We start from the raw sequence: 26,926 nt of genomic DNA, 5'->3' as shown, positions 1-26,926 counted from the left end.
CGCACAAACAAATCATTGCACTCGGGCTCACTTCGTGGAAAATGCTTAATCATAAGGTGCGTTTATATCTATCAAATCAATAATTTGACTTAAGTTGCGGGATGCGGGATGGACAGTAACACCAAAGGATTCACTTCATACTGGCGTAACTCTCTGGCTGATGCAGAGTCGGGCAAAGGTGCTTTTGCGAATAAGGATGTAGAGCCATTCACCAGATGGACGAACATTGATTCAGCAAGGTTAAAGGATGAGACAGTCCGCGCGTTTTTTGAGGATGAAGCTGAAGACGTTAAAATCGTAGAGGTGCTGTTACGTCCTCAGGTATTTATCCGTTTGTTAAAGCACGGCAAAGAGCGGACTGCAGGCGCACCAGAGTTTATTACTCCACTGGTCACTTCTGCTCTCCTGAACCGAGAAGGTTTTTTGTTTCCCAACGCGCCGACTACCATTCCGCGAGACCTGCTTGAGCCACTTCCCAAAGGTACATTTTCAATCGGTGAGATGGCGCAATATGACAAATACAGAACAACACATGACTCAACCACCTTTGGCGGGTATGACAAGCACGATCACCAAGCAGAAACGGATGAGCAGCGTGAAAAGCGATATGAACGATACAAGAACCTATGGGAAAAATATCGTAAAGAGTCAGAAGAACTTCTTGAAAATGTAGCTAAAGAATGGATTGAATCCCACGAGCAATATGAACTAGCTGAATATGGCTATGTAATCAAAGCTAACCGGGTTGGCGGGGCAAGCATACATATACTGCCTATGTATGACCATCTACTGCTGAGCAAAAAAGAAGTGCCGTTGTTATCGCGCTTTGCCTCTAATGCAATGCCCCCATTAGAATCACTTCTGCCTGACAACGCCATGTTTAGCGAGCGTCTTGGGCATTCTGGCGATACATTTCCGCTGGCTGTGGCACAACGTGATGCTTTGAGTCATTACCTGACTCAGCAACCGGGCGATATGCTTGCTGTGAATGGCCCCCCGGGAACAGGTAAGACTACGCTGGTGCTTTCCATTATTGCTACTGAATGGGCCAGGGCTGCGCTTAATAAAAGTGAACCGCCTGTAGTTATTGCTACGTCAACCAATAACCAGGCTGTAACCAACATCATTGAAGCGTTCGGTAAAGATTTTTGTTCTGGTACCGGGGCAATGACGGGGCGTTGGTTACCCGACGTGGCCAGCTTTGGCGCGTTTTATCCGTCTTCCACTCAAAAAGCCGACGCTGTAAAAAAATACCAGACGGAAGATTTTTTTAATCGTATTGAATCTCTCGAATATGTTGAAGACGCACGAGTTTTTTATCTGGAGAAGGCAAAAGCGGCGTTTCCGAACGAAGACTGTAGCTCTCCAGAGCTGGTTATAGAGCTTTTACATAATCGTTTAGCTGAGATGTCTCATCAGCTTAAGCAAATCGAGCCGGCATGGAACAGGCTGAATGCAGTTCGCCGTGAGCGGGATGCCATCAGCGAAGATCTCGACCAGTACATTCAAGATAAAAATGCTTTACTGCTTAACATCACGAATGAAATCATGCTTTTGAACCAAGGTAAAAAGCAGTGGCAGCAATATCGTGCGAATGAGTCCGTGGTATATGCGCTTTTCTCATGGCTGCCTGTCGTTCGCACTAAACGTCACTATCAAATGAACCTCTTTTTAGAAGAGGCGTTTGGCGCAAAGATGATGGCATTTGAGGGAGCACTGCCTGAAGATATTGATGCATTTATAGAAGGTTTAATTTCACAAGCGTCTAAAGAACAGGCGGGTTACCAAAAGGAGATTGAACTAGCCCAAGACATCTCCAGACGCGAAAGCGAAGCATCTCAGCGCTGGCGTGAGCTGACATATTCATTAGGGCACTCAGATGCAAATGAAGTGACCTTGTCCAAAGCGGATGAGCTAGCGGATACAGGGATCCGTTTCCCTGCGTTCTTACTGGCAACCCATTACTGGGAAGGCCGCTGGCTAATGGATATGGACGGGATTGATAATCTTCAAAAAGAAAAAAAACGTTCTGGGGCAAAAAGTGTTAAGGCGCGCTGGCAGCGTAGAATGAAACTTACGCCTTGTGTAGTGATGACTTGCTACATGTTGCCGTGCCATATGAAGACCAGTGAATTTGTAGGCGGCAACAAGAAATTTGACGACAACTATTTATACAATTTTGCCGATTTGCTGATTGTCGATGAAGCGGGGCAGGTCCTCCCTGAGGTTGCCGCAGCGTCTTTCGCACTGGCGAAAAAAGCCTTGGTAATTGGTGATACTGAACAAATCGCGCCTATCTGGAACAGCCTACCAGGCATCGATATAGGTAACATGATGGAGGAGAATATCCTTCACGGCAGTACGCAAGAGGAGATTACTGAAGCCTATATCTTGATGAGTGAGTCAGGAAAAAGTGCTGCATCAGGCAGTGTTATGAAAGTGGCTCAGTTTAACTCACGCTATAAGTACGATCCTGACTTTGCCCGCGGAATGTACCTGTATGAGCATCGCCGTTGCTTCAACAATATTATTGGTTACTGTAACGCTCTTTGTTATCACGGTAAGTTACAGCCAAAACGAGGCGAGGAAGAAGAAACGATTTTTCCTGCGATGGGTTATCTCCACATCGATGGCAAAGGTGTAAAGGGAAATGGCGGAAGTCGCTATAACGCCTTTGAGGCTGAAACGATAGCGGCCTGGCTTTCGGCTCACAAAGTGGAAATCGAGGCGCATTACGGAAAACCGTTACATAAAGTGGTAGGTGTAGTGACGCCATTTTCTGCACAGGTTAATGCTATAAAGTCATCATTACGTGACCTCGATATTAATTGTAGTGGTGATGAAAATTCCCTGACGGTTGGAACTGTGCACGCCTTACAGGGGGCGGAGCGACCCATCGTGCTTTTTTCACCGGTGTATTCCAAGCACGAAGATGGCGAATTTATCGATAAGGAAAGCAGCATGTTGAACGTTGCCGTTTCCCGTGCTAAGGACAGTTTCCTGGTCTTCGGGGATATGGACCTCTTCGAGATCCAGCCGGGCTCTTCGCCCAGAGGATTACTGGCGAAATACCTGTTTGCGTCCGCAAATAATGCGCTGCAGTTTGAGTTCAAAAAACGCCCAGATTTGAGCACTGCTCAAACACAGATATCTACCCTACACGGGGCAGAAGAGCATGATGCCTTTCTCAACCAGACGTTTGACTCAATTGGGAAGAGCATCACGATTGTTTCTCCTTGGTTAATCTGGCATAAGCTGGAAGAAACCGGATTTCTGGCATCAATGAAACATGCTCTTTCTCGCGGAATTGATATCACAGTCGTGACGGACAAGAGTTTCAATACCCAGGCTTCCAGTTATGAACAGCGGATAGAAAAACGGCAGCGCCTTGATGAAGCTCTTGGAAAGCTAGAAGAACTCGGTATATCAACCAGACTTGTTGACCGCATACACAGTAAAGTGGTCATTGGTGATGAAGAGCTCTTGTGTGTCGGTTCATTCAACTGGTTCAGTGCATCTCGTGATAAGAACTTCAAACGTTACGACACATCAATGGTATATGTCGGTGATGCTTTAAAAAATGAAATTAAGATCATTTATTCCAATTTGGAGCAACGTTTACTGGAGTAAATGTAGGGCATGTTTTTTATTATTATTGTATCTGTTGCCGTTCTGTCAGTTTCAGAACGGCGCTCATAACTTATTGAAATTTCTTTATGTGCCTGTTGTTCTGAGGGGGGTGTAGTGTTTCTAGGTGTGTGTGAAATTATATTGCATTATCTGTTGTAGTATTTATAACTATTCTTTTTGCCCATGATATTGATTTTGTTATTTTTTTTAAATGATAACTTATGTGTTTTGCGCGATTAGATTATGAGGTTATATGGTTCCTTGCAATTATGAATTTTAAAGTAGACTGCTTTATTAAATAGTAGATGAAGACTTTTTAAACAGTCTTACTTAACTGAACAGCATTAGGTGAGGATGTTATCGTGAACAATATTATTAACGTTCATCAAATGATGGCTTGTTCTATGACTATAAGGATGTTTTTAAATGAACGAATTCCCTGATGATCTACCATACGAATTTATTATTAAAGCTATTAAGGCTTATGATGAAGGGTTTTTACATCGCTTCAAAGAAGCTCGACTTTATGAACTTGAGTTTGAGGGACGTCGTTATCCTTCAAAAGCCATTGCTGGAATAGCTGCATCACTAATGACCGGCAAGAGTTTTACGCCTCAAGATTTCTCGGGTGGTATTAACTCAAAATGCGTAAGGTTATTGATAAAGCAAGGATTTAAAATCATTCAAGATAAAAATTATGTTTTACCTGTTCAGGATTTTCTTTTTCCAGATGAAGTACCCAATGAATCTCAATATGTTGAGGGTGCTGTAATGCAAGTAATGGTCAATCGATATGAACGCGATCCAAAAGCCCGCAGCGCCGCCGTTGCTTATCATGGTCATCAATGCAAAGTATGCCAAATTGATTTGTCAAAGATCTATGGTGATATTGCTAAAGAATTTATCCATGTTCATCATCTCAAACCGCTTTCTAAAATAAAAAAAGAGCATTCTCCTGATCCCATTAAAGACCTTATTCCCGTTTGTCCAAACTGTCATGCAATGCTACACCGTAAAAATCCACCATTTACACCAGAGGAGATCAAGGATATGATTTTTAAAAATTAATTTGAAAATTATTATTCATTTTACTCTTGGGTTTGATAATGAGTTATTGTCTAATTTTTATCTAAGGATTATTCTTATTTTGAGAGTTGCATTTATTAGATGGATGGACTCTCATTTATTTGATTTCAAAAAATAAAGTCATTGCTTAATGATAAAACACATATTTTTAACCCACTCAGGCAGCACCTCCCAGTACCATCCCAAATACTGCGCCAGTTCCGGCTTCCTCCGCGCATTCAATATCAGCACCACTTCATTCACAATCCACGTTTTAGCAAGGGCGATCTCTTTCGCCAGCACATCCGCATTAAACCTGCTATTCAACTGACAATAGCGTCTTGCTAACACTCGAAAGTCTTCTTCTCCGCCCATCCCTTTGACCAAAGGCGCTAAATCTATCGCTGGGTTACCCAGGCCAAAGCGTTCCCAGTCGAACAGCACCAGTTCGCCATTCTCTCTCTTTCCCCAGTTACCTGCATTGGTATCACCGGAGAACACGCAATGCGGTTCAAAAAGAACATTGCTGTGCTTCTGCATTGCCCGAAACTGCCGTTCCGCCTGAGCAGGCAGGCGAAGCAGAGCGAGGCAGCCTTCAAGTGCTGCCTCATCCCACTGATGTGTGCTGAACGTCCATGAGGAATCAGGCTCGATTAAGTGTAATCGCGCAAGCACGGACAGGAACGCATCGCTCATAACAGCGTCTTGTTGGATGGGTTCAGGAATATATTCGAGTACGAGCTTTCGTTGTTCGTAGCAGGCTGATTTCACCACGGGCGTCAGAATGCCAAGCTGGGCCAGAAGGGGAGCGGCATTGTGATAGAAAGCATATTCCACCTCACTTACCGGCTCTTTCTCAATGGCACAGGGCTTACCATCTTCATCCGCAAGTCGTTTTACGCGGGCACTACCCATTTTCGCTATATCGGCGTCGGTCATAGTAACTCTGCATTTACTCTTAACGTTAAAGACCCAGCCTGCCCCCACCTCCGCAGGAGCAAGCCCCATCAACCCCTACCAGTCAGTCAAGCCAATCGCCTTCATCACCCGCTTTCTAATATGCACAGGCAGTGACGCCAGTTCCTCAATCGTTCTCACCCGCGTCCCGTTGATCACGTCCCGGGGCTTAACGCTGATGATGATCCGCCCCCAGGTCACTTTCACATCCAGTTGCACCCCAATGGAAAAACCCGCTGTTTTCAACCAACAGCCTTTCAGGGTAATCGCCGGAATGCGGCGGTAATCTGGAGTGCGGGTCACATAACCCACGGTTGCATAGCGCTGGGTATAGGTTTGATCTTTAGCTTCAATCTGACCTGAAATAGAATTGATGGCAGTCATGATGACTATTCTCCGTAAATAGTGATTGTGATCAGCGATGCGGATGTGGGGCAACACATTCGTATCGCGCTAAATGACCGGAACATTTAATCAGGCAGGCAAAAACGCAGCGAGAGTGAAAAAAGCAAACTGCGAAAGCGTACGCAGAAATTCGATGCAAATCTCAACGGAATCCATCAGTTTTCGTCGCAGATCTAAATTCTGATAATGGCGAAAAGAAGGGGGAAATATCCGACCATTTCACGCGTCCTCAGCGTTAATCCGTTGTGCTGTTGCCCTAGTCTAAAGCGCCTCCGGGACTTTCTCCGCGTCACCAAACCTCGCCCCCAAAATCCTCTCACATCCTGCGGTGAAAACAGTCGTGGCCCCTACAGGTTTTGCAGCAGCGTTGCAGGCATCAAGGCTTAAAAGCAGCACGGATTAACATTTCCAACTGCTTTTGCAAATTCCGAAAAGACGTTCTTATTTATGCTATTCCAGGTCGCGTGATTTTTGCTTTTAATCGTTCCGGCACTGGTCATAAAATGGACGATTAAAATGAAAATCAGAACGCTACCTCTTACCCTGGCCCTTACCGCTTCTCTGGTTGTTCCTTGCCCACTCTTTGCTGCCGAAGGATTAACGCCGTTACAGCCCGGCGCCACCACCGGTACCCATACAGGCGCGCTTCCGCCCGACGGGCTGTATCTGTCAATGACATCCACCTATGAAACCGGCGTTGTGCGAAACGGCAGCGGTGATACGGCGAAAATCGCCGGAGGGAAAAATAAGCTCTCCAACGTCGGGCTGGTAATGTCTGCCACATGGGTTCCTGGCTGGGAACTTTTCGGCGCGCGCTATGCGGCGATGGTGGTACAGCCCTATAAATTTATTCAGGTGAAAAATACAGGCCAGCACACCACTGACCACACCAATGGCCTGATGGGAACCAGCATTACGCCCCTCGCGCTCTCCTGGGATCTCCATAACAATTTCCACATCGGCGCCGGGTTAGCCATCTATTTACCGGATGGCAAAACGGCCTATACCCGCAATGCGGTAACCGGTCAAAAAGAGACCTCCGGCGATAATGTCGCCTGGGATTACTGGTCGTTTGAACCCAATATCGCCATCAGCTATCTGACCGATGACTGGGGCATTACGCTCAATAATATTTTTGACTTCAACACGAGAAACAGCGAAACCGACTACCGCTCCGGCAGTACCTGGTACATGGACGTTACCGCCACCCATCGCATCAGCAACAACCTCACGGCGGGGCTTATCGGCAACTGGACGAAGCAGGTGACTGACGACAAGGTAAACGGCAGAACGGTACAGGCCGTGGAGGGGATCTACTCCACCGGTAAGCGCGTCGAGCACATCAAAGCCGGTCCAATGATAAGTTATGACTTTAGCGGCGTAACTGTTACCAGCCGACTGTTGTTTAATTTGCATAGCGAAAACGATGCCGGAATGACCTTTTTCCATATCGGGATGTCGATGCCGCTGTAGCCGGGGTTACTCCCTCACGTCATCACCCGGCGTGATACCTCAGCGCGTCAGGAGCAGAAAGAAAAAGTGCTTCCTGCTCCTGACGGCTCTCTTTGATAGCTATCACATCTTGTCTATTCCCGGCTTAAAAACCCCGTTCCGTTTGCTGACAATTGTTCCTCTCCCCCTCAGACAGGAGCGTTTATGCTCGCCGAAGAAGCCATAATGATGATCCCCGGCTGGAACGCCTTTCCTCAGGCGCTTCAGCAGGCTTTACTGCGCCAGTCGCGTATTCGTAGCGAAAAAGCCGGCAGCATCGTGTTTCATCAGGGCGCCGACGTTGAGGCGATAGCCTGGACGTTAAAAGGCCATCTGTTCGCGAATGTTCACCACGCTAACGGCAACCAGACGCTGCTCACCCACGTTCCGGTCGGCCGCATGATCCTGTTTGACTTCGTCTGGAAGCACACGCCGTTAGATCGTAACTTCATCGCCATGACCGATGTGGAATTACTGCTTCTTCCGCGCGCCTGCGCCACGCAGCTGCTGGCCCAGTTTGATGAATTCAAAATGCAGGTGGTTGATTCACTTACCGAGCGACTTCACGATCTGGATCGGGTGCTGTACACACATAAAGTGGCCTCCAGGGAAGCCTGTGTGGCGGCTTTTCTGGTGGATTGTGAAGAGGGACAAAGCGGCCCCTGTCGCGAACGCCACATTCCTTTCACGATGCAGTTCATGGCCGAATGCCTGCGCCTGTCACGTCCTTTTGTTGCCAAAACACTCAGACATTTCGCGCAGCGCCAGATGGTGGCGCTTCACTACGGCAATATCGAAGTGCTGGATCTGGATGGGCTGCGGCAGGTTGCCAACCGAGAGATTGTGTAAATTGTGAACCGTGGCGCGCGGCAAATGTGAATGCTTGCCATTTGCTCATCAGGTTAGCTGCCAGGATAAATCCAGGCCAATCTGAAGCGAGAAACCGACTATGTACAGTGAAGACTATCGTAGCGAGGCGTCCGCCCCCGTCCTGCCGCAGGATGTCACCCTTTCAGATCCGCATATCATGACCAGAATGATGTTCTTCGTGAATCTGGTTACTACCGGTTCCATTTCATCGGCGGCAGAGCGAATGGGAATCTCCATTTCCTCTGGATCGCGCTGGCTGTCCGATCTGGAAAAAGAAATTGGCTGCCCGCTTTATCGGCGCAACAACAAAGCCATGCCGCTGACCGATGCCGGTGATTATCTGTATCGCAATTTCTGTTTAATCGGTGAGAAAGTCAGTCAGCTCAAAAATGAGCTAACGCATTTTTCCACCCAGCGTCGGGGAACGATTCGTATCTGCTGTACGCCGGTCTATGCCGAACAATATCTGATGCCCATCGTCGCTAACTATCTGGCCGGTAACCGTCAGGTGAATATCGCCGTTCATGTCTCAGCCTTCGGTATTCAGAACTGGAAAGATCACGATATCATCATCGGCGCCGTCAACGCCTTTAGCCATCCCCAGGATCAGGAGCTTCCGCTGGTGAAGCGTAATCTGATCGCCGAGCCGTTCGTGACCGTCGCCTCACCGCAATACTTACTGATGAACGGCACGCCGCAGCATCCGTCGGAGCTGGTGCATCATCGCTGTCTGTTCGCCAGCTCGCTGACCGGCAGCAACGACTGGGCTTACGAGATCAATAACGAACGTCACTTTTTCAAAATTCCCAAATCGCTTGAGGTCTGTGACAGCACGCTGTTACGAAAATCGGTGCTTTCAGGGGCCGGCATTGCCTACCTGCCGGAGTATGTTGTCCAGCGTGATATTCGCAGTGAAAAACTCACCTGCCTTTTTAAGGAGATGCAAACATCGAAGTGGTTATTAAACCTCTATTATCCGGCCCGCAGCCAAATAACCGAATGCGTATCTTCTTTTAAACATTTTTTGATTGAACAACACACCGATACCTTTCAGAAAATGCGCGAGAAGAAATCCTGAAAAATCGCCGGTGCCTCTTTTCATATTTGCAAATGCACTTTTTATTTATAGTCTTCAAACCCAAAAAACCTGTTGTTAATCTGATCTTAGTAAGTTGGTTTTCTCGATAATAACATTGCCCCTCGCAAATGTTTTGCGCCGCATCGCCCCTTATTATTCAGAGCCAGTTGTTAAGGGGAGGGTTAAATTTATTAACTGGGTGAGAATTATGAAAAATACAAATAACATTGCCGACAAAACGGCAAACCATTCCAGCACCCGAAGTAACTTCGGCGGCTGGGGCTGGAGCATGGTCGGCTTCAGTATGCTGATGTATTACAACTTCGCCGCCTGGACCGCAGACGGCCTGAACGTTATCGTCCAGAGCTTTGTCGATCTTCACGGCTGGGATTTCGCCACGCTTCTCTCTTTCTCAACGCCCGCGGGCTGGATTGGCGTTATCGGTGCGCTGGTCATCGCCGAAATGATCAAGCGCAGAGGGGCAAAAATCGTCGCCATTTTTGGCCTGCTGGCGTTGGGATTAACGATGATCTGGTTTGGCCGCGTCACCTCTTACACCCAATATGCTATTGGTCTGGCGCTGATGAATTTGTTGGCCACCGGCTGCTGTTTCAACGTTCCCGCCACCCTGCTGAATAGCTGGTTTCCAAAGAAAAAAGGCCTGGCGCTGGGTTGGGCAACCATGGGGATGTCATTCTGTACCGCAACGCTTATTCCTATCATGTTCTTCCTCTTTGATCGTTTCGGCGTCCCCGGTGCTTATGCCGTCGTCGGAGGAACGTTAATTACCCTCGGTATCATCTCGATATTCTGGATCCGCAATACGCCGGAAGAGCTGGGTTTGTACCCCGATAACGAGCCGATTTCTCGCGAGCAGCAGGCTGCTAATCTGGCGGCGCAGACCGATTACCAAAGCCCCTTTACCTACCGCGTGCTGTTCCGCGACCGGGAAATGTGGTTGATTTCCGTCGGTTTCGGCCTGCTGTGGTTGGTGGATATCGGCGTTGTCAGTCAGCTGATCCCCCGGCTGATTTCAGTGGGTTATGCGAAAGAAACCGCCGTCTGGATGTTTACCTCCGCCGCGTTGATTTGCGCCGTGTTCAGCTACTTCTGGGGATGGGTGGATGTCAAAGTCGGTACCCGAAAAGCCAGCATCGCTTACGCCTTTTTCTTTGCTGTCACTCACGCCTGCCTGCTGGTTCGCGGTAGCGATTACTTTACCTATTTCACGCTATTAATGGTGGGGGCCAGTATCGCCGGTATCAAAGAGCTCTGCACATCGATGGTCGGCACCGTTTATGGCCGCTATGACTTCTCCGCCGCTAACCGTCTGGTTTCAACCATTGCGTGTTTATTCCGGGTCAGTTGTTTTGCTGTGGCGGCTATTAGCCTGAAATATACCGGCGATTACGACGCAGCTTATATTTCATTTATCGTGCTGGATATTATTGCCGCCGTATTAATTTTCATGATTAACGACAAATGCAAAGGCAAAACAGATTCCGTCGTCGCCGGATAACAATTTTACAGTTCCTCACCAGGGAAAACTGTTTTCGTTAACTATCGGTTTGCAAACAGTAACGTCACTTATTCAGGAAGTCATACCATGCTAAAAAAAGAAAATATTTCGCCGCAACGCGCAGCCGACATGGTGGAAGAGGGCATGACTATCATGATTGGCGGATTTATGGCGGTTGGGACGCCAGAAAAAATTATTGATGCGCTGGTGGAAAAAGGCGTGGGTAATTTAACGATTATCGCGAATGACACCGGGTTTATCGATCGGGGGATCGGCAAGCTGATCGTCAATAAGCAGGTTCGCAAGATCATCGCTTCCCATATTGGCCTGAACCCGGAAACCGGACGCCAGATGTCCAGCGGCGAGCTGGAAGCGGAACTGGTCCCCCAGGGCACGCTGGTTGAGCGTATTCGCGCAGGCGGAGCCGGATTGGGCGGCGTACTGACCCGCACCGGGCTGGGCACGGTGGTGGAGGATGGCAAGCAGCAGGTCATCATTGACGGCCTGCCCTGGCTGCTGGAACGGCCGCTGCAGGCTGACATAGCCCTGATCCACTGCTCCGTTGCCGATACGGCCGGTAACGCAATGTTCAATAAAACCACCAAAAACTTTAACCCGGTGATGGCCACCGCCGCACGTCTGGTGATTGCCGAGTGCGAATCCATTGTGCCGATGAACTGTACCGCCGCCGACCGTTACAACACGCCCGGCATTTTTATCGACTACCTGGTTAAGGGGGAAGATCACCGTGGATAAAAACGCCATGAGAGAACGCATTGCGCGCCGGGTTGCAAAAGAGCTTCACAAAGGGGACCTGGTGAATCTGGGGATTGGCCTGCCGACGCAGGTCGCCAACTACGTCGCCGACGATCTTGGCGTCATCTTCCAGTCTGAAAATGGCCTGGTGGGGCTCGGCCCCATGCCGGATAGCGACAGTATCGACGCCGATTTAACTAACGCTGGCGGTCAACCGGTCACCGCCGTACCCGGTGCTGCGTTCTTCGACAGCGCCCTGTCGTTCGCCATTATACGCGGTGGCCACGTCGATGTGACCGTTCTGGGGGCGCTGGAGGTAGATCAGGAGGGCAATCTCGCCAACTGGATCATCCCCGGCAAAATGGTTCCCGGAATGGGGGGCGCTATGGACCTGGTGAACGGTGCCCGCCGCGTCATCATCGCCATGGAACATTGCGATAAAAGAGGCCAGTCAAAAATTTTGCCTCGCTGCCAGCTTCCGCTGACCGCCGTCGGCCAGGTCAATCTGATCGTGACGGAAAAAGCGGTCATTGAAGTCAATAACGGCCTGGTTTTGCGCGAAATCGCTGCCGATACCAGCGTGGAGGAAGTGGTTGCGCAAACCGCCGCACCGCTACGCATCTCTGAAACATTAATCCAGTTTTCCTAAAAGGACACCATCAATGAAAGTGATACCGATTAGTGAAGCCAGCCCTTACAACCCACCAATGCATCACGCCATGGTGGCGCTGAAGTTGTGCGACGCTGCGCTCTGTGAGGCAAAACAATTCTGGTGTGGACTTTCACACTTCTTACCCGGCGGCGGTGCCGAGTGGGCCTATGACGACTCGCCCACGGAGAAGCTCTACGTCGTGCTGGAGGGAGCCATCACCATCCGTACCAAAGAAGAAACGCGTGTTGTCAGCAAAGGGGAAGCCGTTTTCCTCGCGCCGTTTGAGGGGCGTGAAGTGGTTAACCACACCAATTATCCGACCAGTATGCTGGTCATCGCCAGCAATACGTAACCTGTAAGGGATCATTATGGACACAACATGGGATAACAAAGTCAAAGCGCTGTTCAACCTTGAAGGCAAAGTTGCGGTTATCACCGGCGGTGCAGGCGCGCTCGGTGAAGGTGTCGCCCGCGGCCTGGCGAACTACGGCGTTAAAGTCGCGGTAACCGGCCGTACCATCGCCACCCTGGAAAAAACCGTTCAGCAGGTGCAGGAAGCGGGCGGCGAGGCCCTCGCTATCGCTGGCGACATGACCGACGAAGTGGCGGTTAAAGCCCTGGCCGATCAAGTGGTCGCAGTCTGGGGAAAAGTCGACTTTCTGATCAATATTGCCGGCATTGCTATCCGGCATCCAGCGGAGGCCTTTGACGTTAATGATTTCCGCAAAGTAATGGACGTCAACATCACTGGTACCTTTATTCCCTGCAAAGTATTTGGCCAACTGTTTATCCAGCAGGGATTCGGGAAAATCGTCAATACCTCATCGGTGCGCGCCTTTGCCGGACACCCCGGCGGCTACGCGGCTTACGGCACATCAAAAGGGGCAATCAATCTGTTAACCAAACAGCTGGCTACCGAATGGGCGAAATACAGCATCAACGTTAACGCCGTCGCACCGACCATTTTCTGGACGCCGCTGACCCAGGAAGTACTGGAAGACGAAAAGCTGAAAAAGATCTTCCTCGATCGCATCCCGATGGGCCGGGCTGCCGTTGTGGAAGATATGGTCGGCACTGTCGTATACCTCTGCTCACCTGCCGCAAATTTTATCACCGGCCAGGTCATTTACATCGACGGCGGCTGTACGGCGGGCTAAGGAGAGGGTGATGAACAATCCGGTCACACGCATCACGGTTCTCGGCGGCGGCCTGATGGGCAGCGGTATCGCGCAGATCTTTGCCGCCCGCGGTGTGGAAGTCACGATTTATGATATCGACGCGGGTGCCTGGACCGCACCGGACACCATTCGCATCAATCTGCAGCGTATGCAGGCGGACGAGGCCACCATCGAAGAAGTTGTCAGCCGCGTCGTTTTTTGCGACCGGCTGGCGGAGAGCGTTAAGGGGGCGCAAATCGTCTTTGAATGCGTACCTGAACAGCTGGCCCTTAAGCAGCGGCTGTTTTGCGAGCTGGACGCGCTTTGTCCACCAGAAACTATTCTCGCCTCCAATACGTCGGTCATCAGCATCAGCGAGATCGCCCGCGATGTGACCCACAAACAGCGCGTACTGGGCACCCATTTCTGGAATCCGGCCTTTCTGATCCCGCTGGTGGAGGTCATTCGCACGCGCTGGACCGACGATGTGCTATTCGAACGCACATTCGACATCCTCGCCTGGGTTGGGAAACGCCCGGTACGGGTCAACAAAGATGTGCCAGGTTTCCTGGTAAACCGCCTCCAGCACGCCCTGTGGCGCGAAGCGATTTACCTTGTGGAGCAGGGCATCGCTGACGCGCGCACCGTGGACGAAGGCATCCGCTACGGCTTTGGTATCCGGCTGCCGACCCTCGGCCCGCTGGAAAACGCCGATATGGTGGGGACGGACCTGACCCTGGCGATTCATGAATATATTTTCCCGCATCTGAATAACGCGACAACTCCCTCGCCGCTGCTGCGCCAGCTGGTGAGCGAAGGCAAGCTGGGCTTCAAATCCGGTAGCGGATTTCAGACCTGGAACGACGCATCAATTAACGAAAGCCGTGAGCGCCTCCTGAACTATCTGCAGCGCGTCACTCAGCAATCTGAGGAGTAACACTATGGGTAAGAAAGTTTTTGTCGATTTAACGCATCCATTTAGCGCCGACACTCCGCGCTGGCCCTACTTCGATAAGCCGCTGATCGACAGCGCGCATACCATGGCAAAAGGCGGCGTGTTAACCCAGCGTATTTCCTGCACCATGCACACCGGCACCCACTGCGATGCCCCGCGTCATGTGATGGAAACAGAGTTCGACGGTAAAAGAGCGCGCTATACGCATGAAATGCCGGTCGATGCTTATACCGGCGAGGCGATATGCCTGGAAATTAACGTCGGACGCTGGGAATTAATTCAGCCACATCATCTGGAAGATGCCTGTCTCCGTGCGAATATCAAACCGGAAGCGTTAGCCGGAATGGTGGTATGCCTGAATACCGGGATGCACCGTAAATTTGATGACTCAAAAGAGTATTATCACTACTCCTGCGGGACTGGCGTGGAAGCCGGAAAATGGTTTGTCAAAAATAAAGTTAAATGCGTCGCCATGGATATGCAGGCATTAGATCACCCGCTACATACTGCGATGGGGAATAACGGTGCCACACGTATGAATTTACTCGGCGCATCCGGACGCCCACTGACCGAAGAATATATTCAACAGTTCGGTGAAGAAGCCTATGCCGAATTTGATAAAGAGCTGTATATCAAACTTCACGGCCAGGCCGCCTATGATGAAAAGTTCGGCGATCTGGAGGCTATTGGCTGCTGGGGCACCTGGGAACCCTGCCATAAGCAGATGCTCGGCCACGGTATTGTCGGCGTTGAAAACCTCGGCGGCAATCTGGATAAAGTTTCCGGCAAGCGTTTTCGTTTCTTCTGTTTCCCGCTGCGCTGGTATTTAGGCGATGGCTCGATGGTGCGCTGCGTGGCGGAAATTGATGAAGATGATATGAATAATGTGCCGGAAAGAACCTATAGCTACGGAGGTTGCATTTAATAAAATTCCCCCTGAATTAATTTTTAATAAGTAACGTAGCTGACTCATTTGCTATTTAGCGAAAGGTAATCTGTGCCCGAAATAATAGTTTAATTCATTCCGGGCGCATAACACTTTTACGCCATAATAATCTTATAGCGATATTTTTACATTATTAAATATCAATGCCGCTCTGCATCGGAGGAGCAACCACATGAGTACAAAAGATGTTGTCATTGTCAGCGCCGCCCGTACGCCCATCGGCTGCTTTGGCGGCGCGCTCAAGGATCTCTCAGCTATCCAGCTTGGTGAATATGCAATCACCGCCGCTATCGCCCGTGCCGCTATCAAACCGGACGATGTTGACGAAGTCATCATGGGCAACGTACTGGGGGCCGGGCTGGGTCAGAACGTCGCTCGTCAGGTCGCTATCGCCGCCGGGATCCCGGTAGAAAAAAGCGCCTTTAACGTCAGCAAAGTATGCGGTTCCGGGCTCAAGGCGACCATTCTCGGTGCGCAGGCCATCGCGCTGGGCGATGCGGACATCGTGGTGGCCGGCGGGACGGAAAGCATGAGCAACGCCATGTACTTATCCGCCGCTGCCCGCTGGGGAAAGCGCATGGGCGACAGCGCGCTGATTGACAGCCTGATTAGCGACGGTCTGACCGACGCTTTCTCCGGCGAGCATATGGGGATCACCGCTGAAAACCTGGCACAAAAATACCAGCTCACCCGGGAAGCGCTGGACGCCTATGCGGCGGAAAGCCAGCAGCGCACTGAATGGGCGCAGAAAAACGGTCGTTTCGACAATGAAATTGTGCCGATAAAAATCGTCACGCGTAAAGAAGAGCGTTACGTCAAAGCCGATGAATTCCCCCGCCACGGCACCACGCGTGAAACCCTCGCCCGGCTACGTCCCGCTTTCCGGCCTGACGGTGTGGTCACAGCAGGGAACGCTTCTGGCATTAATGACGGCGCCGCCGCGCTAGTACTGATGAGCCGTGAAAAAGCCGCCGCCCTCCAGCTTCAGCCGCTGGCAACGATCCGCGCCTGGGGCAGCGGCGGCGTCGATCCCAACATTATGGGCTACGGTCCAGTACCCGCAACGCGCAGGGCCCTATCCCGCGCGGGTTTACAGGTGAGTGACCTCGACGTCATCGAGGCCAACGAGGCTTTCGCCTCCCAGTGCCTGAGCGTCATGAAAGGGCTGGGGTTGGACCCACAAAAAACCAACGTCAACGGCGGCGCAATTGCCCTCGGTCACCCGATCGGCGCTTCCGGCGCACGCATTCTGGTCTCGCTGGTTCATGAAATGCAGCGTCGCCACGCTCGTTACGGTCTCGCTACGCTGTGCATTGGCGGCGGCATGGGATTAGCCATGGTGGTTGAAAAAGAATAAGGATCAAGGAGTTAATTATGTCCGTAGAAAACCGCGTTATCCTGACCGTCGCCTGTACCGGGGCCTGGCCGCAGAAAAGCGATACCCCGTATATTCCGCTTACCCCGAAGGACCAGGCTGATGAAATTGTCCGCTGCTGCGAGGCTGGAGCCTCCATTGCCCACATTCATGTGCGTGATGAGGAAAGTCAGGCGTCGATGGATTTCGATCAATTCGCCGAGACCGTGCGCCTGGTAAGGGCGCGCTGCGATATCGTCATTAATCTGACGACCTCCGGCGGACTTGGACTAAGTGACGACATTCGCATGAAGCCATTCCAGTTATTGCGGCCCGAAATGGCCTCTTTCGATGCCGGAACCATGAACTGGGCCCACTCAACCATATTCGAAAATAGCCCGCGCTTTCTGGAGAAACTCGCCGTCAGCATGAACGAGTGCCAGGTGAAGCCGGAGTTTGAAATCTTCGACGCCGGGATGATTTACAACGTCCTGTACTACATGAAGAAAGGACTGATCGAGGGGAATCCACACTTTCAGTTTGTCCTCGGTGCGCCGGGTGGAATGACGGCGGAAGTGCGTAACCTGATGTTCTTGCTCGATACCTGCAAACAGCATCTGGGCGATAATTTCACCTGGTCGGCTCTGGGCATTGGTCGCGGTCATCTGCCGGTTGTTCTCGCCGCGCTGGCGCTGGGGGGCAACGTTCGGGTTGGCATGGAAGACAACATTCTCTATCGCAAAGGTGAACTGGCGCAGTCCAATACCTGGTTCGTTGAGCGCGTTAAGCGGCTGGCTGCAGAAGTGGATAAAACCATCGCCACGCCGGATGAAACCCGCGCCATGCTTGGCCTGATACGCCAGCAGCCGGTTAGCGCCTGATTGCGATCCTGCTTACTAAAGGCCGATCGCCTCTCTTGATGTGCAGGCGATCGCTTTCGATCTCTATCTGAACGAGAACCCTTATATGAACATTTCGATTCCCCAGGAACAGCTGGCGGGGGAGACGCGGGTCGCCGCCACGCCCGCTACCGTTGAACAGCTGCTGAAGCTGGGCTTTACGGTCTCCATCGCCCACGGCGCGGGTGCAGCGGCAAATATTACTGATGACGCATGGCAGACCGCAGGTGCAACGCTGTGTTCGCAGGATGAGGTCTGGCAGAGCGATATTATCCTGAAAGTGAATGCGCCTCTTGAGGATGAAATTCCTCTTTTGCAGCCGGGCAGCACGTTAATCAGCTTCATCTGGCCTGCACAGAACCCCGAGCTAATGACGAAACTCGCCGCCCGCGGCGTGACGGTCATGGCAATGGATGCTGTGCCGCGCATTTCTCGCGCCCAGTCGCTGGACGCCTTAAGCTCAATGGCTAATATCGCCGGATACAGGGCGGTGGTGGAAGCCGCCCACCATTTTGGTCGTTTCTTTACCGGACAGATCACCGCGGCCGGTAAAGTTCCCCCGGCGAAAGTGCTGGTGATTGGCGCAGGCGTTGCCGGGCTGGCGGCAATTGGCGCTGCCAGCAGCCTCGGCGCCATCGTGCGCGCCTTCGACACCCGCCCGGAAGTCAAAGAGCAGATCCAAAGCATGGGCGCGGAGTTTCTGGAACTCAATTTTGATGAACAGAGCGGCAGCGGAGATGGCTATGCCCGCCAGATGTCTGCCGAGTTTATTGAGGCGGAAATGGCGCTGTTCGCCGCTCAGGCCAGAGAAGTCGATATTATTATCACTACCGCGCTCATTCCCGGGAAGCCTGCGCCGCGGCTCATTACCCGCGAGATGGTCGCCAGCATGAAACCCGGCAGCGTTATCGTCGACCTGGCGGCCCAGACCGGCGGCAACTGTGAGCTGACGGTACAGGGCAAATGCATCACCAGCGATGATGGCGTAAAGATCATCGGCTATACCGACCTGCCAGCCCGGCTGGCGGCCCAGTCATCCCAGCTTTACGGCACCAATCTGGTCAATCTGCTGAAGCTTTTGTGTAAAGAAAAAGACGGCAATATCGTCATCGATTTTGATGATGTCGTTATCCGTGGCGTTACTGTGGTTCGCGAGGGTGAAATCACCTGGCCCGCGCCGCCGATTCAGGTTTCGGCCCAGCCGCAGCAGCCTAAGCCCGTACCAACCGAGCAGGTGAAAAGCGCGCCCGCTTCACCGTGGCGTCCATACCTTTTTCTGGCGCTGGTTATTGTGCTCTTTGGCTGGCTTGCGCATTGCGCACCGGCGGACTTTCTTGCCCATTTTACCGTCTTCGCTCTCTCCTGCGTGGTGGGCTATTACGTGGTGTGGAACGTCAATCACGCCCTGCACACGCCGTTGATGTCGGTCACCAATGCGGTTTCAGGGATCATCATTGTCGGTGCGGTCCTGCAAATCAGCCAGGGAGGCTGGATCTTTGCCCTGGCGATCGTCGCCGTTTTTATCGCCAGTATTAATATTTTCGGCGGTTTTTACGTCACCCGCCGCATGCTGAAAATGTTCCGCAGAAACTAAGGAGTCGTTATGTCTGAAGGTCTTGTTACTGCGGCTTACATTATTGCCGCGCTGTTGTTTATTTTTAGCCTGGCTGGCTTATCGAAGCACGAAACGTCGCGAGCAGGGATCGTTTTCGGCATCGCCGGGATGACGATTGCGCTGGCGGCGACCATCCTCGGCCCCCAGGCGGCCAATCTTGCATGGATACTGGTCGCGATGATGGCTGGCGGCGGCATCGGTATCTTTCTCGCGCAGCGGGTTGAAATGACCGAAATGCCGGAGCTGGTGGCGATTCTGCACAGCTTTGTCGGCCTGGCGGCGGTACTGGTTGGGATCAATAGCTACCTTGGCCACGCGCCGCTCGAAGATACGGCCATGACGGCTATTCACCTTGTAGAGGTCTTTCTGGGGATCTTCATCGGAGCCATCACCTTTACCGGTTCATTGGTGGCGTTCGGTAAGCTACGCGGAATTTTCGCATCAAAACCGCTGATGTTGCCTGGCCGCCACGTTATGAACCTTGCGGCTCTGCTGGCTTCTTTGGCCTTAATGATAGTATTCGTGCGCAGCGATAGCCTGTTGTGGCAGAGTCTGGCATTAAGTGTGATGACGCTAATTGCGCTGGCGTTTGGCTGGCATCTTGTTGCTTCAATCGGCGGTGCAGATATGCCGGTGGTGGTCTCAATGCTCAACTCCTATTCCGGCTGGGCAGCGGCGGCGGCAGGTTTTATGCTCAGTAACGACCTGCTAATCGTGACCGGCGCGCTGGTTGGCTCTTCCGGGGCCATCCTTTCTTATATTATGTGTAAGGCCATGAATCGCGCGTTTATCAGCGTCATCGCCGGCGGCTTTGGCAGCGAGGGTACGGCATCTGACGCTAGCGCCCCGCAGGGCGAACATCGCGAATGCAGCGCTGCGGAGGTAGCGGAAGCGCTGAAATACGCCCGTTCAGTCATTATTACTCCCGGCTACGGCCTGGCGGTAGCCCAGGCGCAGTATCCGGTACAGGAATTGACCAGCCGGCTGATTGCGCTAGGCGTACAGGTACGATTCGGTATCCATCCAGTAGCCGGGCGTTTACCGGGACATATGAACGTGCTGCTGGCGGAAGCAAAAGTCTCCTACGATATCGTGCTGGAGATGGAAGAGATTAATGACGACTTCAGTGATACCGACGTGGTGCTTGTCATCGGCGCCAACGACACCGTCAACCCGGCGGCGCAGGAAGATCCCGGCAGCCCCATCGCGGGTATGCCGGTACTGGAGGTATGGAAAGCACAGCAGGTGGTGGTATTCAAACGTTCGATGAATACGGGTTACGCAGGGGTACAGAACCCGCTGTTCTTCAAAGAAAACACCGCCATGCTGTTTGGTGATGCAAAAGCGAGCGTAGAGGCGATACTTGCTCAGCTCTAATTAATTGATTAGCCGTACTGGATGCATTGCAGAGGGTGATGGAAAAGTCCATCGCCTCCTGAATTTTGTTCGAATCAGAATCAGGGGATGACATTGAGTCTCAACACTGTACGTCCGGCGCAGACAGTGATCTGACGCCTCGTAAAAAATCGTAAAAATAAGAATCTCATCGCGCAGTAATAAACGTCAATGTGGCAGCCGTTCAATATAATAACGAATAGGGTGGGCTTCTGCTTTTCAGATTATGAGCTGAGAGCGCCGAGATTAAATTAAGCCTAATAAAAAATAGCGCGTGAATTGTTTTAGTGACCTGCTCTCCGTATGTGATCTATTCATGATCAGGAATAACCGGCTTCGTTCTGGCTGCATATTCTGACAACCGGCAGATTTTTCAGCAAATTCGGAAGGCGTCATCCAGCTCAGTGCAGAATGGGGGACGCGGATGATCGTGTACACGCCAGGCCTTGATTTTGCTCCGCGCATCCTTCAGAGACATGAACCCGTACTCGTTCAGTCATTCCTGCCGCAAACTGCCGTCGAAGGACTCAACCGTAATTTCTTACGCCAGGCGTAAAAGGTAGAATCGAAAATACCCAGCCTGCGGCAGACATCCGGCACGGACTTAGCCGGTTCGGCCTGCTTCAGGGCAAAGGCAATCTGTTCTTCGGTATAACGGGTCTTTTTCATGGCGATGTGCCCCTTTTTGAGATGGAAGAAAGACCGGAGACTTCAGTTTATTCTGGTACTTTTTTCAGGGGGGAGGTCATTTGAGCGCTATCCTCAAAGCACGTGCCCGCGAACAAAAAGCTACGTTCAAGTCAAAAAAACGGCGCTGGCGCGTGAAATAGCACTGCCATGAAGTAAGGGCGTGAACGTGTGAGGCCGTTATACCTTTTCATGGATTTCGCGAAGGGCCGGGCAATTTCGTCGATTTTCCATTTAGCGAAATAATCAGGCTTTAAGTGGCTCAGAAACCCTAATCATCACCCTAACGTGCAGCGTGAGCCACTATTCAAACTGCTAAGGCACAGAAAACCAGATGCATACTTTTCTATCACTTGTCTTACCGCTGGCGCCTATCATTTTGCTGATAAAGTATTTTTTTCTGCCGATGTTCAAACGAGACGATTTCTTTGCTGCTAAGGGCGAGTTGAAGAAAATTTCTATTGATACACCGCTGCTTAACCGTCTTGGGATGAACACGGAGGATTACTACTACGACGCAGATTTTCTCTACCAAAAGCGTAAGGAAGACATGCTTAATAAAATCGCGCTGGGCCAAATCATTCAGGTCAGATCGACCGGAACGAAGATCGGCAATCGCTGCGTCTGGCAGGTTCGTTACCTCATGGGGGCCTCGCGGACAGAAAAAACAGTCAGTATTCTGAATAACTACTCGCTATTCAATCAGGATTTTGCCGGTTTTCTTTCAGCCGTTCGGGTAGCCAATCCCGAGGCTGAAGTAGAAAAAATGACAATCTGGCGTATATAAACCTTTGGAGGCCGGTGCTGAAATGAGTCCTGAACTGGGGGAAGTCATTGCATTTGTTCGTGACTATGCGGGATGGAAGTCTAAAGTCGTCAATGAAAAGACATTGTTGGAACGAGACCTTCATCTTGCCGGTATGGATGGCGTCGATTTTTTAGCGGCAGCCGAAACGTTTTTTGCCGTCAGCTTCGATACCGAAGATGACGATTTTCGTACACTGTTTGATTTGAAAGAGAACGAATATCTGTTCAGCAGTGAAGGACTCGATTTATTGGGCATTGGCTACTTTTTTGAATGGCTGCGGGGGAAACCGCATTCTGTTGTTAAAGATCTGTCTGTTGGACAGCTTCACCAGGTTCTGGTGAAGCTACGCAGCAAAAATTCGCGAGATGACAATCGTGACATCTGAAGCCATGTGTCACACTGGGCATGGATAAGTGTTTCCTAAGCGCGGTCAGAACCAGTCAGTAAACCTCATCACGTCACGTCGTTTCGTCGTGCTTTTTCCATCTTTATCCCAAACACCGCAATACTCAGTAGCAAACAAACAACCGCACTAACGCCGAACAGCAAATTAACGGCCAGGTTCAGGCTGGCATGATCCACCACCGCGCCTAACAGCACGGGCACCCAGTTAGCGATATAGGCAATCACATAAAACAATGAAATCAGTTTTGCGTGACTGGCGGCAGGGGAGATCATATTCACCAGGGTCGCACTTCCTACAAAGATCGCGCCATAGGAATAGCCGGCGACGATCAATCCTGTACATGCCCAGACCAGAGAGTGGTGGCCAATTGCCAAGGTAAAAAGCACGATGGAAATGGCCTGCGTAAGGCAGCCAGCAGCAAGAGACGTGCGGGCGCGAATCCGGCGGCTCAGAATCTGACTGATACCAGCCACCACTAAATAAACCGCAATCACACAGCCATAAATGCCCTGGCTATGAATGCCAAGCAGATGCTCGGACACCGCCGGACCAATCGACAAGATACTGGCGGCAAACGCCCAGCTCATAAACAGCGCGCCGGCGCAGAGAAAAAACCGTACACCTGTGGCTTTCAGCCCGGCTTTCAGTGTCGCGTCCACTGAGGTGGCAGGTGAAGAGGTGGCGACCGCCAGTTGGTCGTGACGACCAACTGGCCAACTGAAACGTAACCCGATAAGGGCGATTGCGGCCGTCAGCATGATCAGCAGAAACGGTAACGTCTGACTGTGGAAACCTGTCTGAATCGCCACGCCACTGAAAACCGGGCCCAGCGCCAGACCGGTGGTGAAAGAGAGCGTAGCGAGCAGGGCCGCAACTTTACCGCCATCTTTGGGACCAAACCGCACCAGGGCAATATTGGCTGCGCCGGTTAATGCCCCCGTTCCCACACCCGCCAGCAGGCGTGCCATAAACAGACAGGCAAACGAATCGGCGAGTGAAAACAGCAGGGCACCGGCAAAGACAGCCAGCAGTGCGGGCAACATCAGGCTGCGCAGATCGGCGACCTTCCCGGAAAGATTTCCCACGCTAAATAACGCAATCAAAACACCTGCCGCATAGGTGCCATAGATAACCGTCAGGCTGACGGCGGTTAAGCCCAACTGCTGTTGATAGAGAGGATAAAGCGGCGTTGGCGCACTGCTGTTTAATAAGGCGGCGACCAGCGCCAGTGCAATAAAGCATAAGACGCGCGTCTTTGCCGTAGCGTGATTTACGCTTTCTGCCGTAAGGTTAATTTCTGACATGGTTATTATCCTGAGCACGTGCTTCACGAGCAGGCCTGCGCCATAAGGCTGTTTAATCGTAATGAGATGCGGGCATCATAGGGTCTGGCAGAGTACAGGTACATCGACATTACTGCATCACAGGGCTTCACTAATGCAGCTTGTTGCGCTGGACGAAGTATGCATAAGTTGCAGAGCAAATCCCCGTTACGCATGTGCTGCCTGACGGCGGCTGGACAGCCATGCTCACTGCGCAGCAGGCTATTCTGACGTTAAATAATTGATATTCAATTCGGTAACGTTGACACTTGCCACAGTAAGAAAGCGTTCGGGTTAAGGAAGATAAGATGAACTGGGACGATGTCCGTTTTTTCCTTGCACTGGCAAGGCATAAAACGTTGCGCGGAGCGTCGAAATCGTTAAATGTCGATCAGGCGACGGTAGGACGACGTATCGCTGCGTTTGAAAGCGCGCTCGGTTCACGGTTATTTATCCGCACGCCACGAGCCTTTACGCTAAGTGAGTTTGGCGAACAGGTGATGGCAGAAGCCAGTGCCATGGAAAGCGCCATGCAGGTAATGCGTCGCAAAGCGGCCTGCGGCGAGAACCTCCCTGCAGGTAACGTGCGCATTGCCACCACCGACACGCTCGCCTCGGCGTTTGTCATGCCTGCCATTGAACGCCTGCGTGAACACTATCCGGATATCACTGTAACCTTGCTGACCGGACTGGAATTCGCCGATATCTCCTACCGCAGCGCAGATATCGCCATTCGTGGGGCGCGGCCAGATTCTGAGGAGTTGATCGTCAAACGCCTGGCGACCATTCAGATGGGGCTTTACGCCAGCCAGCGTTATTTCGACAGACTCAGTGAACCGAATGAGGATAGCGGATTAATCGACCATCAACTGGTGATGTTTCCGGCAGAGCTTGTGCCGCGTCATCGACAAAACCTGTGTGGATTTGCCGTAAACAGCCAACAGGTGGTGCTGGAATGCAATACGCAACTGCTCATGGAAGCGGCCATTAAACGCGGGATTGGCATTGGTTTGCTTTCGACGTTTTTGGCTGAACGCGATCCTCAATTAATCCCGATCTTTCCCGACAAACGCGACCCGGTTGATATCTGGCTGGTGCTCCATCCGGATTTGCAAAGGTCGCGCGCATCAGGGCGGTGATTACGGCGCTGGAGCAGTGTTTTATGGAAGAAGAGAGGGCAAGTGAATAACGAAATCGAGTAAATCGTTCAGACATGTATATCTGGGCAACGGGAATGAACAGAGCTGACAGTTTAACCAGTTAAGAATAACCATTCCTTCTTTAAATTACTGACACATTGAAGTGGCTGGTTAACGTGTTTATAAAAGAAGAGAAAAATAGTGACGTAAAGCCACATAGTTGGGAGTGAATGCTGGCCCCGGGCTTTCGTGTCAGGTTAGCCGGTCCAACAGAACATGACAGGCTTCCATGACCTGTCGTGTCGATTTATTCCAGCATAAGGTTATCCCATGCACGTTGAGCCAATAACCCCCCAGGCTTCTGTTCTTTCATCAAGAAATGCCGGCTTTATTATTGCAGCGCGTTTTATCTCTGACTTTGGCGCATTCCTGAATATGGTCGTCTTATCGACCTATGTTTATGTGATCACGCAAAGTGTGGCGCATGTAAGCGTTTTTCTGGCGAGTCGTGTCGCCGGTGGCATCATTGCGAGCGTGATAGGCATTCCTTTTTTTCGTCGTTTTCACGGCTATTTTTCACTGATTATTTTCGATGTGCTGCGTGCAGCACTGCTCGTATTACTTTTAATATTGCCGGTAAATACGCAGATTTACCTGTTGCCAGCCATCGCTTTTGGCATTGGTCTTGGAAATTCCATGTTTTCCATTGGCCTGAATAGCCAGTTACCGTCGTGGGTAATGGCATCGCATCGTGTCTCTACCAATGCCTGGCTTACCTCCGTTTCATCAGTTGGCGCGGTTGCGGGGAGTTTGATTTCCGGGATTCTGCTTGCCGCGAGTGGCTACCAACAGGTTTTTATCCTGAATATCGTGACTTATCTTGTCGCAGGGTTGTGCATTGTGTTTTTACGCTATTTAGAAACACCGGTTATTACCCCAACCGCTGCGCCGCGTAAGGAGTGGCATAACCTGATTACGGGTTTACGAACAGCACCCTTACTGGCTGGAATGTTGATCGTCACGCTGACCGACACCTTAGGCAGCGCGGCGCATAATGTTGGTTTTCCCATTCTGTCGAAGCTGATGACGCCAGATTCTGCGGGCAAGACAATGGGACTTCTGCTGGCTGTGTGGGCAAGCGGTAAATTTTTAGGTGCGCGCCTTGCCAGCTATTTATTACGTAATAACCTAGGGCCCGGTATCGAGAGGCTGTTCTTTATCGGTGTGGCGTTGATGTCTTTAGGCTTTATTGCCACCTTTCAGCAGACTGCTGTGCACATGGCGCTCGTGTTCATCATTTTTGCGGGCATCGGCGATGGTATTGCGGATGTGTGTCTGATTTCACGTATTCAGCGCGAACCGGACATGCTGAGACTGCCGGTCTTTAGCCTGATGACCTTGTTTCAGATGACGGGCTTTGGTGTGGGCATGCTAATTGTTGCTCCTTTTTATGCATGGCTTGATCCTGCGCTGGTTATTATCATCTTTCACGGTCTTCCGCTGGTGACGTTGGTGATAGTTGGTTTGATTACACGACGATTTTAAGCATTTGAATCTTGATAGCCACAAACAATGCACCTTCATCCACTTACACAGACAGTCGATAAAAACCGCATAGACGCGCTGTAAGGGAAAACGGCAACCCACCAGCAACTGGACCAACGTGCCTTGCGTTGCCAATGCTGCCAGGCAAAGGCGCGTCATCCACGACTTTGCGTCGGCGAGCAGATCAGGATGGTGCATGAGTAAAGGCTGATCATGGTGCCAACGTGGCCGAGCTAATGCGTTACCGGGCTTTTCAAGGGAAAAACAAACGAGCA

Annotated in this window: 22 protein-coding genes and 2 pseudogenes; 20 read left to right on the top strand and 4 right to left on the bottom strand. The window is 51.3% G+C overall.

What is annotated here, in order from left to right; all coding sequences use genetic code 11:
- Window positions 1-108: 108 nt before the first annotated feature.
- Window positions 109-3,630 (top strand): AAA domain-containing protein, encoded by a 3,522-nt coding sequence (locus tag AAIE03_RS15380; RefSeq protein ID WP_128392346.1) that lies wholly within the window; start codon window positions 109-111, stop codon window positions 3,628-3,630.
- Window positions 3,631-4,056: 426 nt separating this feature from the next.
- A complete protein-coding gene (locus AAIE03_RS15375) occupies window positions 4,057-4,698 on the top strand; it encodes an HNH endonuclease (RefSeq protein ID WP_105078962.1) in 642 nt (213 codons plus the stop codon).
- Between the two features lie 138 nt (window positions 4,699-4,836).
- Here the strand turns inward: AAIE03_RS15375 and AAIE03_RS15370 are convergent, their stop codons facing one another.
- Together AAIE03_RS15370 and AAIE03_RS15365 are read right to left on the bottom strand one after the other, a co-directional pair.
- A complete protein-coding gene (locus tag AAIE03_RS15370) occupies window positions 4,837-5,634 on the bottom strand; it encodes a phosphotransferase family protein (RefSeq protein ID WP_164886576.1) in 798 nt (265 codons plus the stop codon).
- 75 nt (window positions 5,635-5,709) lie between these two features.
- Complete coding sequence (locus AAIE03_RS15365) at window positions 5,710-6,036, bottom strand: SymE family type I addiction module toxin (RefSeq protein ID WP_240678527.1); 327 nt, start codon at window positions 6,034-6,036, stop codon at window positions 5,710-5,712.
- Window positions 6,037-6,573: 537 nt separating this feature from the next.
- Between AAIE03_RS15365 and AAIE03_RS15360 the strand changes: the two genes are divergently transcribed.
- The 14 genes from AAIE03_RS15360 (at window position 6,574) to pntB (ending at window position 20,726) form a co-directional block, all read left to right on the top strand.
- Window positions 6,574-7,530: a SphA family protein gene (locus AAIE03_RS15360; protein WP_024472353.1), complete on the top strand. Its 957-nt coding sequence runs from the start codon at window positions 6,574-6,576 to the stop codon at window positions 7,528-7,530.
- A 183-nt stretch (window positions 7,531-7,713) separates the two neighbouring features.
- Window positions 7,714-8,397 carry a Crp/Fnr family transcriptional regulator gene (locus AAIE03_RS15355; RefSeq protein WP_105078965.1) on the top strand — a complete coding sequence of 228 codons (684 nt, stop codon included), beginning with the start codon at window positions 7,714-7,716 and terminating at the stop codon, window positions 8,395-8,397.
- A gap of 100 nt (window positions 8,398-8,497) precedes the next feature.
- Window positions 8,498-9,496 carry a LysR family transcriptional regulator gene (locus AAIE03_RS15350; protein WP_064373134.1) on the top strand — a complete coding sequence of 333 codons (999 nt, stop codon included), beginning with the start codon at window positions 8,498-8,500 and terminating at the stop codon, window positions 9,494-9,496.
- A 208-nt stretch (window positions 9,497-9,704) separates the two neighbouring features.
- Complete coding sequence (locus AAIE03_RS15345; protein ID WP_024472350.1) at window positions 9,705-11,015, top strand: MFS transporter; 1,311 nt, start codon at window positions 9,705-9,707, stop codon at window positions 11,013-11,015.
- A gap of 87 nt (window positions 11,016-11,102) precedes the next feature.
- Window positions 11,103-11,771, top strand: coding sequence for a 3-oxoacid CoA-transferase subunit A (locus AAIE03_RS15340; RefSeq protein WP_024472349.1), 669 nt, complete (start codon window positions 11,103-11,105; stop codon window positions 11,769-11,771).
- A 7-nt stretch (window positions 11,772-11,778) separates the two neighbouring features.
- Entirely contained in the window at window positions 11,779-12,420 is a 642-nt protein-coding gene (locus AAIE03_RS15335; RefSeq protein WP_181416437.1) for a 3-oxoacid CoA-transferase subunit B, read from the top strand.
- A 13-nt stretch (window positions 12,421-12,433) separates the two neighbouring features.
- Window positions 12,434-12,775, top strand: a complete 342-nt coding sequence (locus AAIE03_RS15330; protein ID WP_024472347.1) for a cupin domain-containing protein — start codon at window positions 12,434-12,436, stop codon at window positions 12,773-12,775.
- Between the two features lie 16 nt (window positions 12,776-12,791).
- Entirely contained in the window at window positions 12,792-13,580 is a 789-nt protein-coding gene (locus AAIE03_RS15325) for an SDR family NAD(P)-dependent oxidoreductase (RefSeq protein WP_024472346.1), read from the top strand.
- Window positions 13,581-13,590: 10 nt separating this feature from the next.
- Window positions 13,591-14,517, top strand: a complete 927-nt coding sequence (locus tag AAIE03_RS15320; protein ID WP_024472345.1) for a 3-hydroxyacyl-CoA dehydrogenase NAD-binding domain-containing protein — start codon at window positions 13,591-13,593, stop codon at window positions 14,515-14,517.
- A 4-nt stretch (window positions 14,518-14,521) separates the two neighbouring features.
- Complete coding sequence (locus AAIE03_RS15315) at window positions 14,522-15,460, top strand: cyclase family protein (protein WP_024472344.1); 939 nt, start codon at window positions 14,522-14,524, stop codon at window positions 15,458-15,460.
- Between the two features lie 193 nt (window positions 15,461-15,653).
- The gene (locus AAIE03_RS15310; protein ID WP_024472343.1) at window positions 15,654-16,838 is read left to right on the top strand and encodes an acetyl-CoA C-acetyltransferase; all 1,185 of its coding nucleotides are present in this window, start codon (window positions 15,654-15,656) and stop codon (window positions 16,836-16,838) included.
- Window positions 16,839-16,855: 17 nt separating this feature from the next.
- Entirely contained in the window at window positions 16,856-17,716 is an 861-nt protein-coding gene (locus AAIE03_RS15305) for a beta-keto acid cleavage family enzyme (protein ID WP_174261189.1), read from the top strand.
- An 85-nt stretch (window positions 17,717-17,801) separates the two neighbouring features.
- A complete protein-coding gene (gene pntA / locus AAIE03_RS15300) occupies window positions 17,802-19,328 on the top strand; it encodes a Re/Si-specific NAD(P)(+) transhydrogenase subunit alpha (protein ID WP_210509979.1) in 1,527 nt (508 codons plus the stop codon).
- A 9-nt stretch (window positions 19,329-19,337) separates the two neighbouring features.
- Window positions 19,338-20,726, top strand: coding sequence for a Re/Si-specific NAD(P)(+) transhydrogenase subunit beta (gene pntB / locus AAIE03_RS15295; protein WP_498563077.1), 1,389 nt, complete (start codon window positions 19,338-19,340; stop codon window positions 20,724-20,726).
- Window positions 20,727-21,281: 555 nt separating this feature from the next.
- Here pntB and AAIE03_RS15290 read toward each other — a convergent pair.
- Window positions 21,282-21,413 (bottom strand): annotated as a pseudogene (locus tag AAIE03_RS15290) (transposase); the annotation flags it as partial.
- 352 nt (window positions 21,414-21,765) lie between these two features.
- On the opposite strand from AAIE03_RS15290, the gene AAIE03_RS15285 reads away from it, so the two are divergent.
- Window positions 21,766-22,218 (top strand): hypothetical protein, encoded by a 453-nt coding sequence (locus AAIE03_RS15285; RefSeq protein WP_105088360.1) that lies wholly within the window; start codon window positions 21,766-21,768, stop codon window positions 22,216-22,218.
- 22 nt (window positions 22,219-22,240) lie between these two features.
- Window positions 22,241-22,624 carry a hypothetical protein gene (locus AAIE03_RS15280; protein WP_022622319.1) on the top strand — a complete coding sequence of 128 codons (384 nt, stop codon included), beginning with the start codon at window positions 22,241-22,243 and terminating at the stop codon, window positions 22,622-22,624.
- Window positions 22,625-22,692: 68 nt separating this feature from the next.
- Here the strand turns inward: AAIE03_RS15280 and AAIE03_RS15275 are convergent, their stop codons facing one another.
- The gene (locus AAIE03_RS15275; protein WP_105088359.1) at window positions 22,693-23,949 is read right to left on the bottom strand and encodes an MFS transporter; all 1,257 of its coding nucleotides are present in this window, start codon (window positions 23,947-23,949) and stop codon (window positions 22,693-22,695) included.
- A 326-nt stretch (window positions 23,950-24,275) separates the two neighbouring features.
- Between AAIE03_RS15275 and AAIE03_RS15270 the strand changes: the two are divergent.
- Both AAIE03_RS15270 and AAIE03_RS15265 read left to right on the top strand, forming a co-directional pair.
- A pseudogene (locus tag AAIE03_RS15270) lies at window positions 24,276-25,156 on the top strand (LysR family transcriptional regulator).
- A 280-nt stretch (window positions 25,157-25,436) separates the two neighbouring features.
- Window positions 25,437-26,651 carry an MFS transporter gene (locus AAIE03_RS15265; RefSeq protein ID WP_498563076.1) on the top strand — a complete coding sequence of 405 codons (1,215 nt, stop codon included), beginning with the start codon at window positions 25,437-25,439 and terminating at the stop codon, window positions 26,649-26,651.
- Window positions 26,652-26,926 lie beyond the last annotated feature (275 nt).

The organism is Pantoea sp. Ae19-2 (assembly GCF_059801205.1).
This window is presented reverse-complemented; position numbering and strand designations above follow the sequence as displayed.

Bases quoted from the DNA above. Each gene is read 5' to 3' on its own strand.
- AAIE03_RS15285 (WP_105088360.1), top strand. From the start codon at position 21,766: ATGCATACTTTTCTATCACTTGTCTTACCGCTGGCGCCTATCATTTTG.
- AAIE03_RS15305 (WP_174261189.1), top strand. From the start codon at position 16,856: ATGTCCGTAGAAAACCGCGTTATCCTGACCGTCGCCTGTACCGGGGCC.
- AAIE03_RS15330 (WP_024472347.1), top strand. From the start codon at position 12,434: ATGAAAGTGATACCGATTAGTGAAGCCAGCCCTTACAACCCACCAATG.
- AAIE03_RS15370 (WP_164886576.1), bottom strand. From the start codon at position 5,634: ATGACCGACGCCGATATAGCGAAAATGGGTAGTGCCCGCGTAAAACGA.
- AAIE03_RS15345 (WP_024472350.1), top strand. From the start codon at position 9,705: ATGAAAAATACAAATAACATTGCCGACAAAACGGCAAACCATTCCAGC.
- AAIE03_RS15325 (WP_024472346.1), top strand. From the start codon at position 12,792: ATGGACACAACATGGGATAACAAAGTCAAAGCGCTGTTCAACCTTGAA.
- AAIE03_RS15275 (WP_105088359.1), bottom strand. From the start codon at position 23,949: ATGTCAGAAATTAACCTTACGGCAGAAAGCGTAAATCACGCTACGGCA.
- pntB (WP_498563077.1), top strand. From the start codon at position 19,338: ATGTCTGAAGGTCTTGTTACTGCGGCTTACATTATTGCCGCGCTGTTG.
- AAIE03_RS15310 (WP_024472343.1), top strand. From the start codon at position 15,654: ATGAGTACAAAAGATGTTGTCATTGTCAGCGCCGCCCGTACGCCCATC.
- AAIE03_RS15340 (WP_024472349.1), top strand. From the start codon at position 11,103: ATGCTAAAAAAAGAAAATATTTCGCCGCAACGCGCAGCCGACATGGTG.
- AAIE03_RS15280 (WP_022622319.1), top strand. From the start codon at position 22,241: ATGAGTCCTGAACTGGGGGAAGTCATTGCATTTGTTCGTGACTATGCG.
- AAIE03_RS15375 (WP_105078962.1), top strand. From the start codon at position 4,057: ATGAACGAATTCCCTGATGATCTACCATACGAATTTATTATTAAAGCT.
- AAIE03_RS15320 (WP_024472345.1), top strand. From the start codon at position 13,591: ATGAACAATCCGGTCACACGCATCACGGTTCTCGGCGGCGGCCTGATG.
- AAIE03_RS15360 (WP_024472353.1), top strand. From the start codon at position 6,574: ATGAAAATCAGAACGCTACCTCTTACCCTGGCCCTTACCGCTTCTCTG.
- AAIE03_RS15380 (WP_128392346.1), top strand. From the start codon at position 109: ATGGACAGTAACACCAAAGGATTCACTTCATACTGGCGTAACTCTCTG.
- AAIE03_RS15355 (WP_105078965.1), top strand. From the start codon at position 7,714: ATGCTCGCCGAAGAAGCCATAATGATGATCCCCGGCTGGAACGCCTTT.
- AAIE03_RS15335 (WP_181416437.1), top strand. From the start codon at position 11,779: ATGAGAGAACGCATTGCGCGCCGGGTTGCAAAAGAGCTTCACAAAGGG.
- pntA (WP_210509979.1), top strand. From the start codon at position 17,802: ATGAACATTTCGATTCCCCAGGAACAGCTGGCGGGGGAGACGCGGGTC.
- AAIE03_RS15365 (WP_240678527.1), bottom strand. From the start codon at position 6,036: ATGACTGCCATCAATTCTATTTCAGGTCAGATTGAAGCTAAAGATCAA.
- AAIE03_RS15350 (WP_064373134.1), top strand. From the start codon at position 8,498: ATGTACAGTGAAGACTATCGTAGCGAGGCGTCCGCCCCCGTCCTGCCG.
- AAIE03_RS15315 (WP_024472344.1), top strand. From the start codon at position 14,522: ATGGGTAAGAAAGTTTTTGTCGATTTAACGCATCCATTTAGCGCCGAC.
- AAIE03_RS15265 (WP_498563076.1), top strand. From the start codon at position 25,437: ATGCACGTTGAGCCAATAACCCCCCAGGCTTCTGTTCTTTCATCAAGA.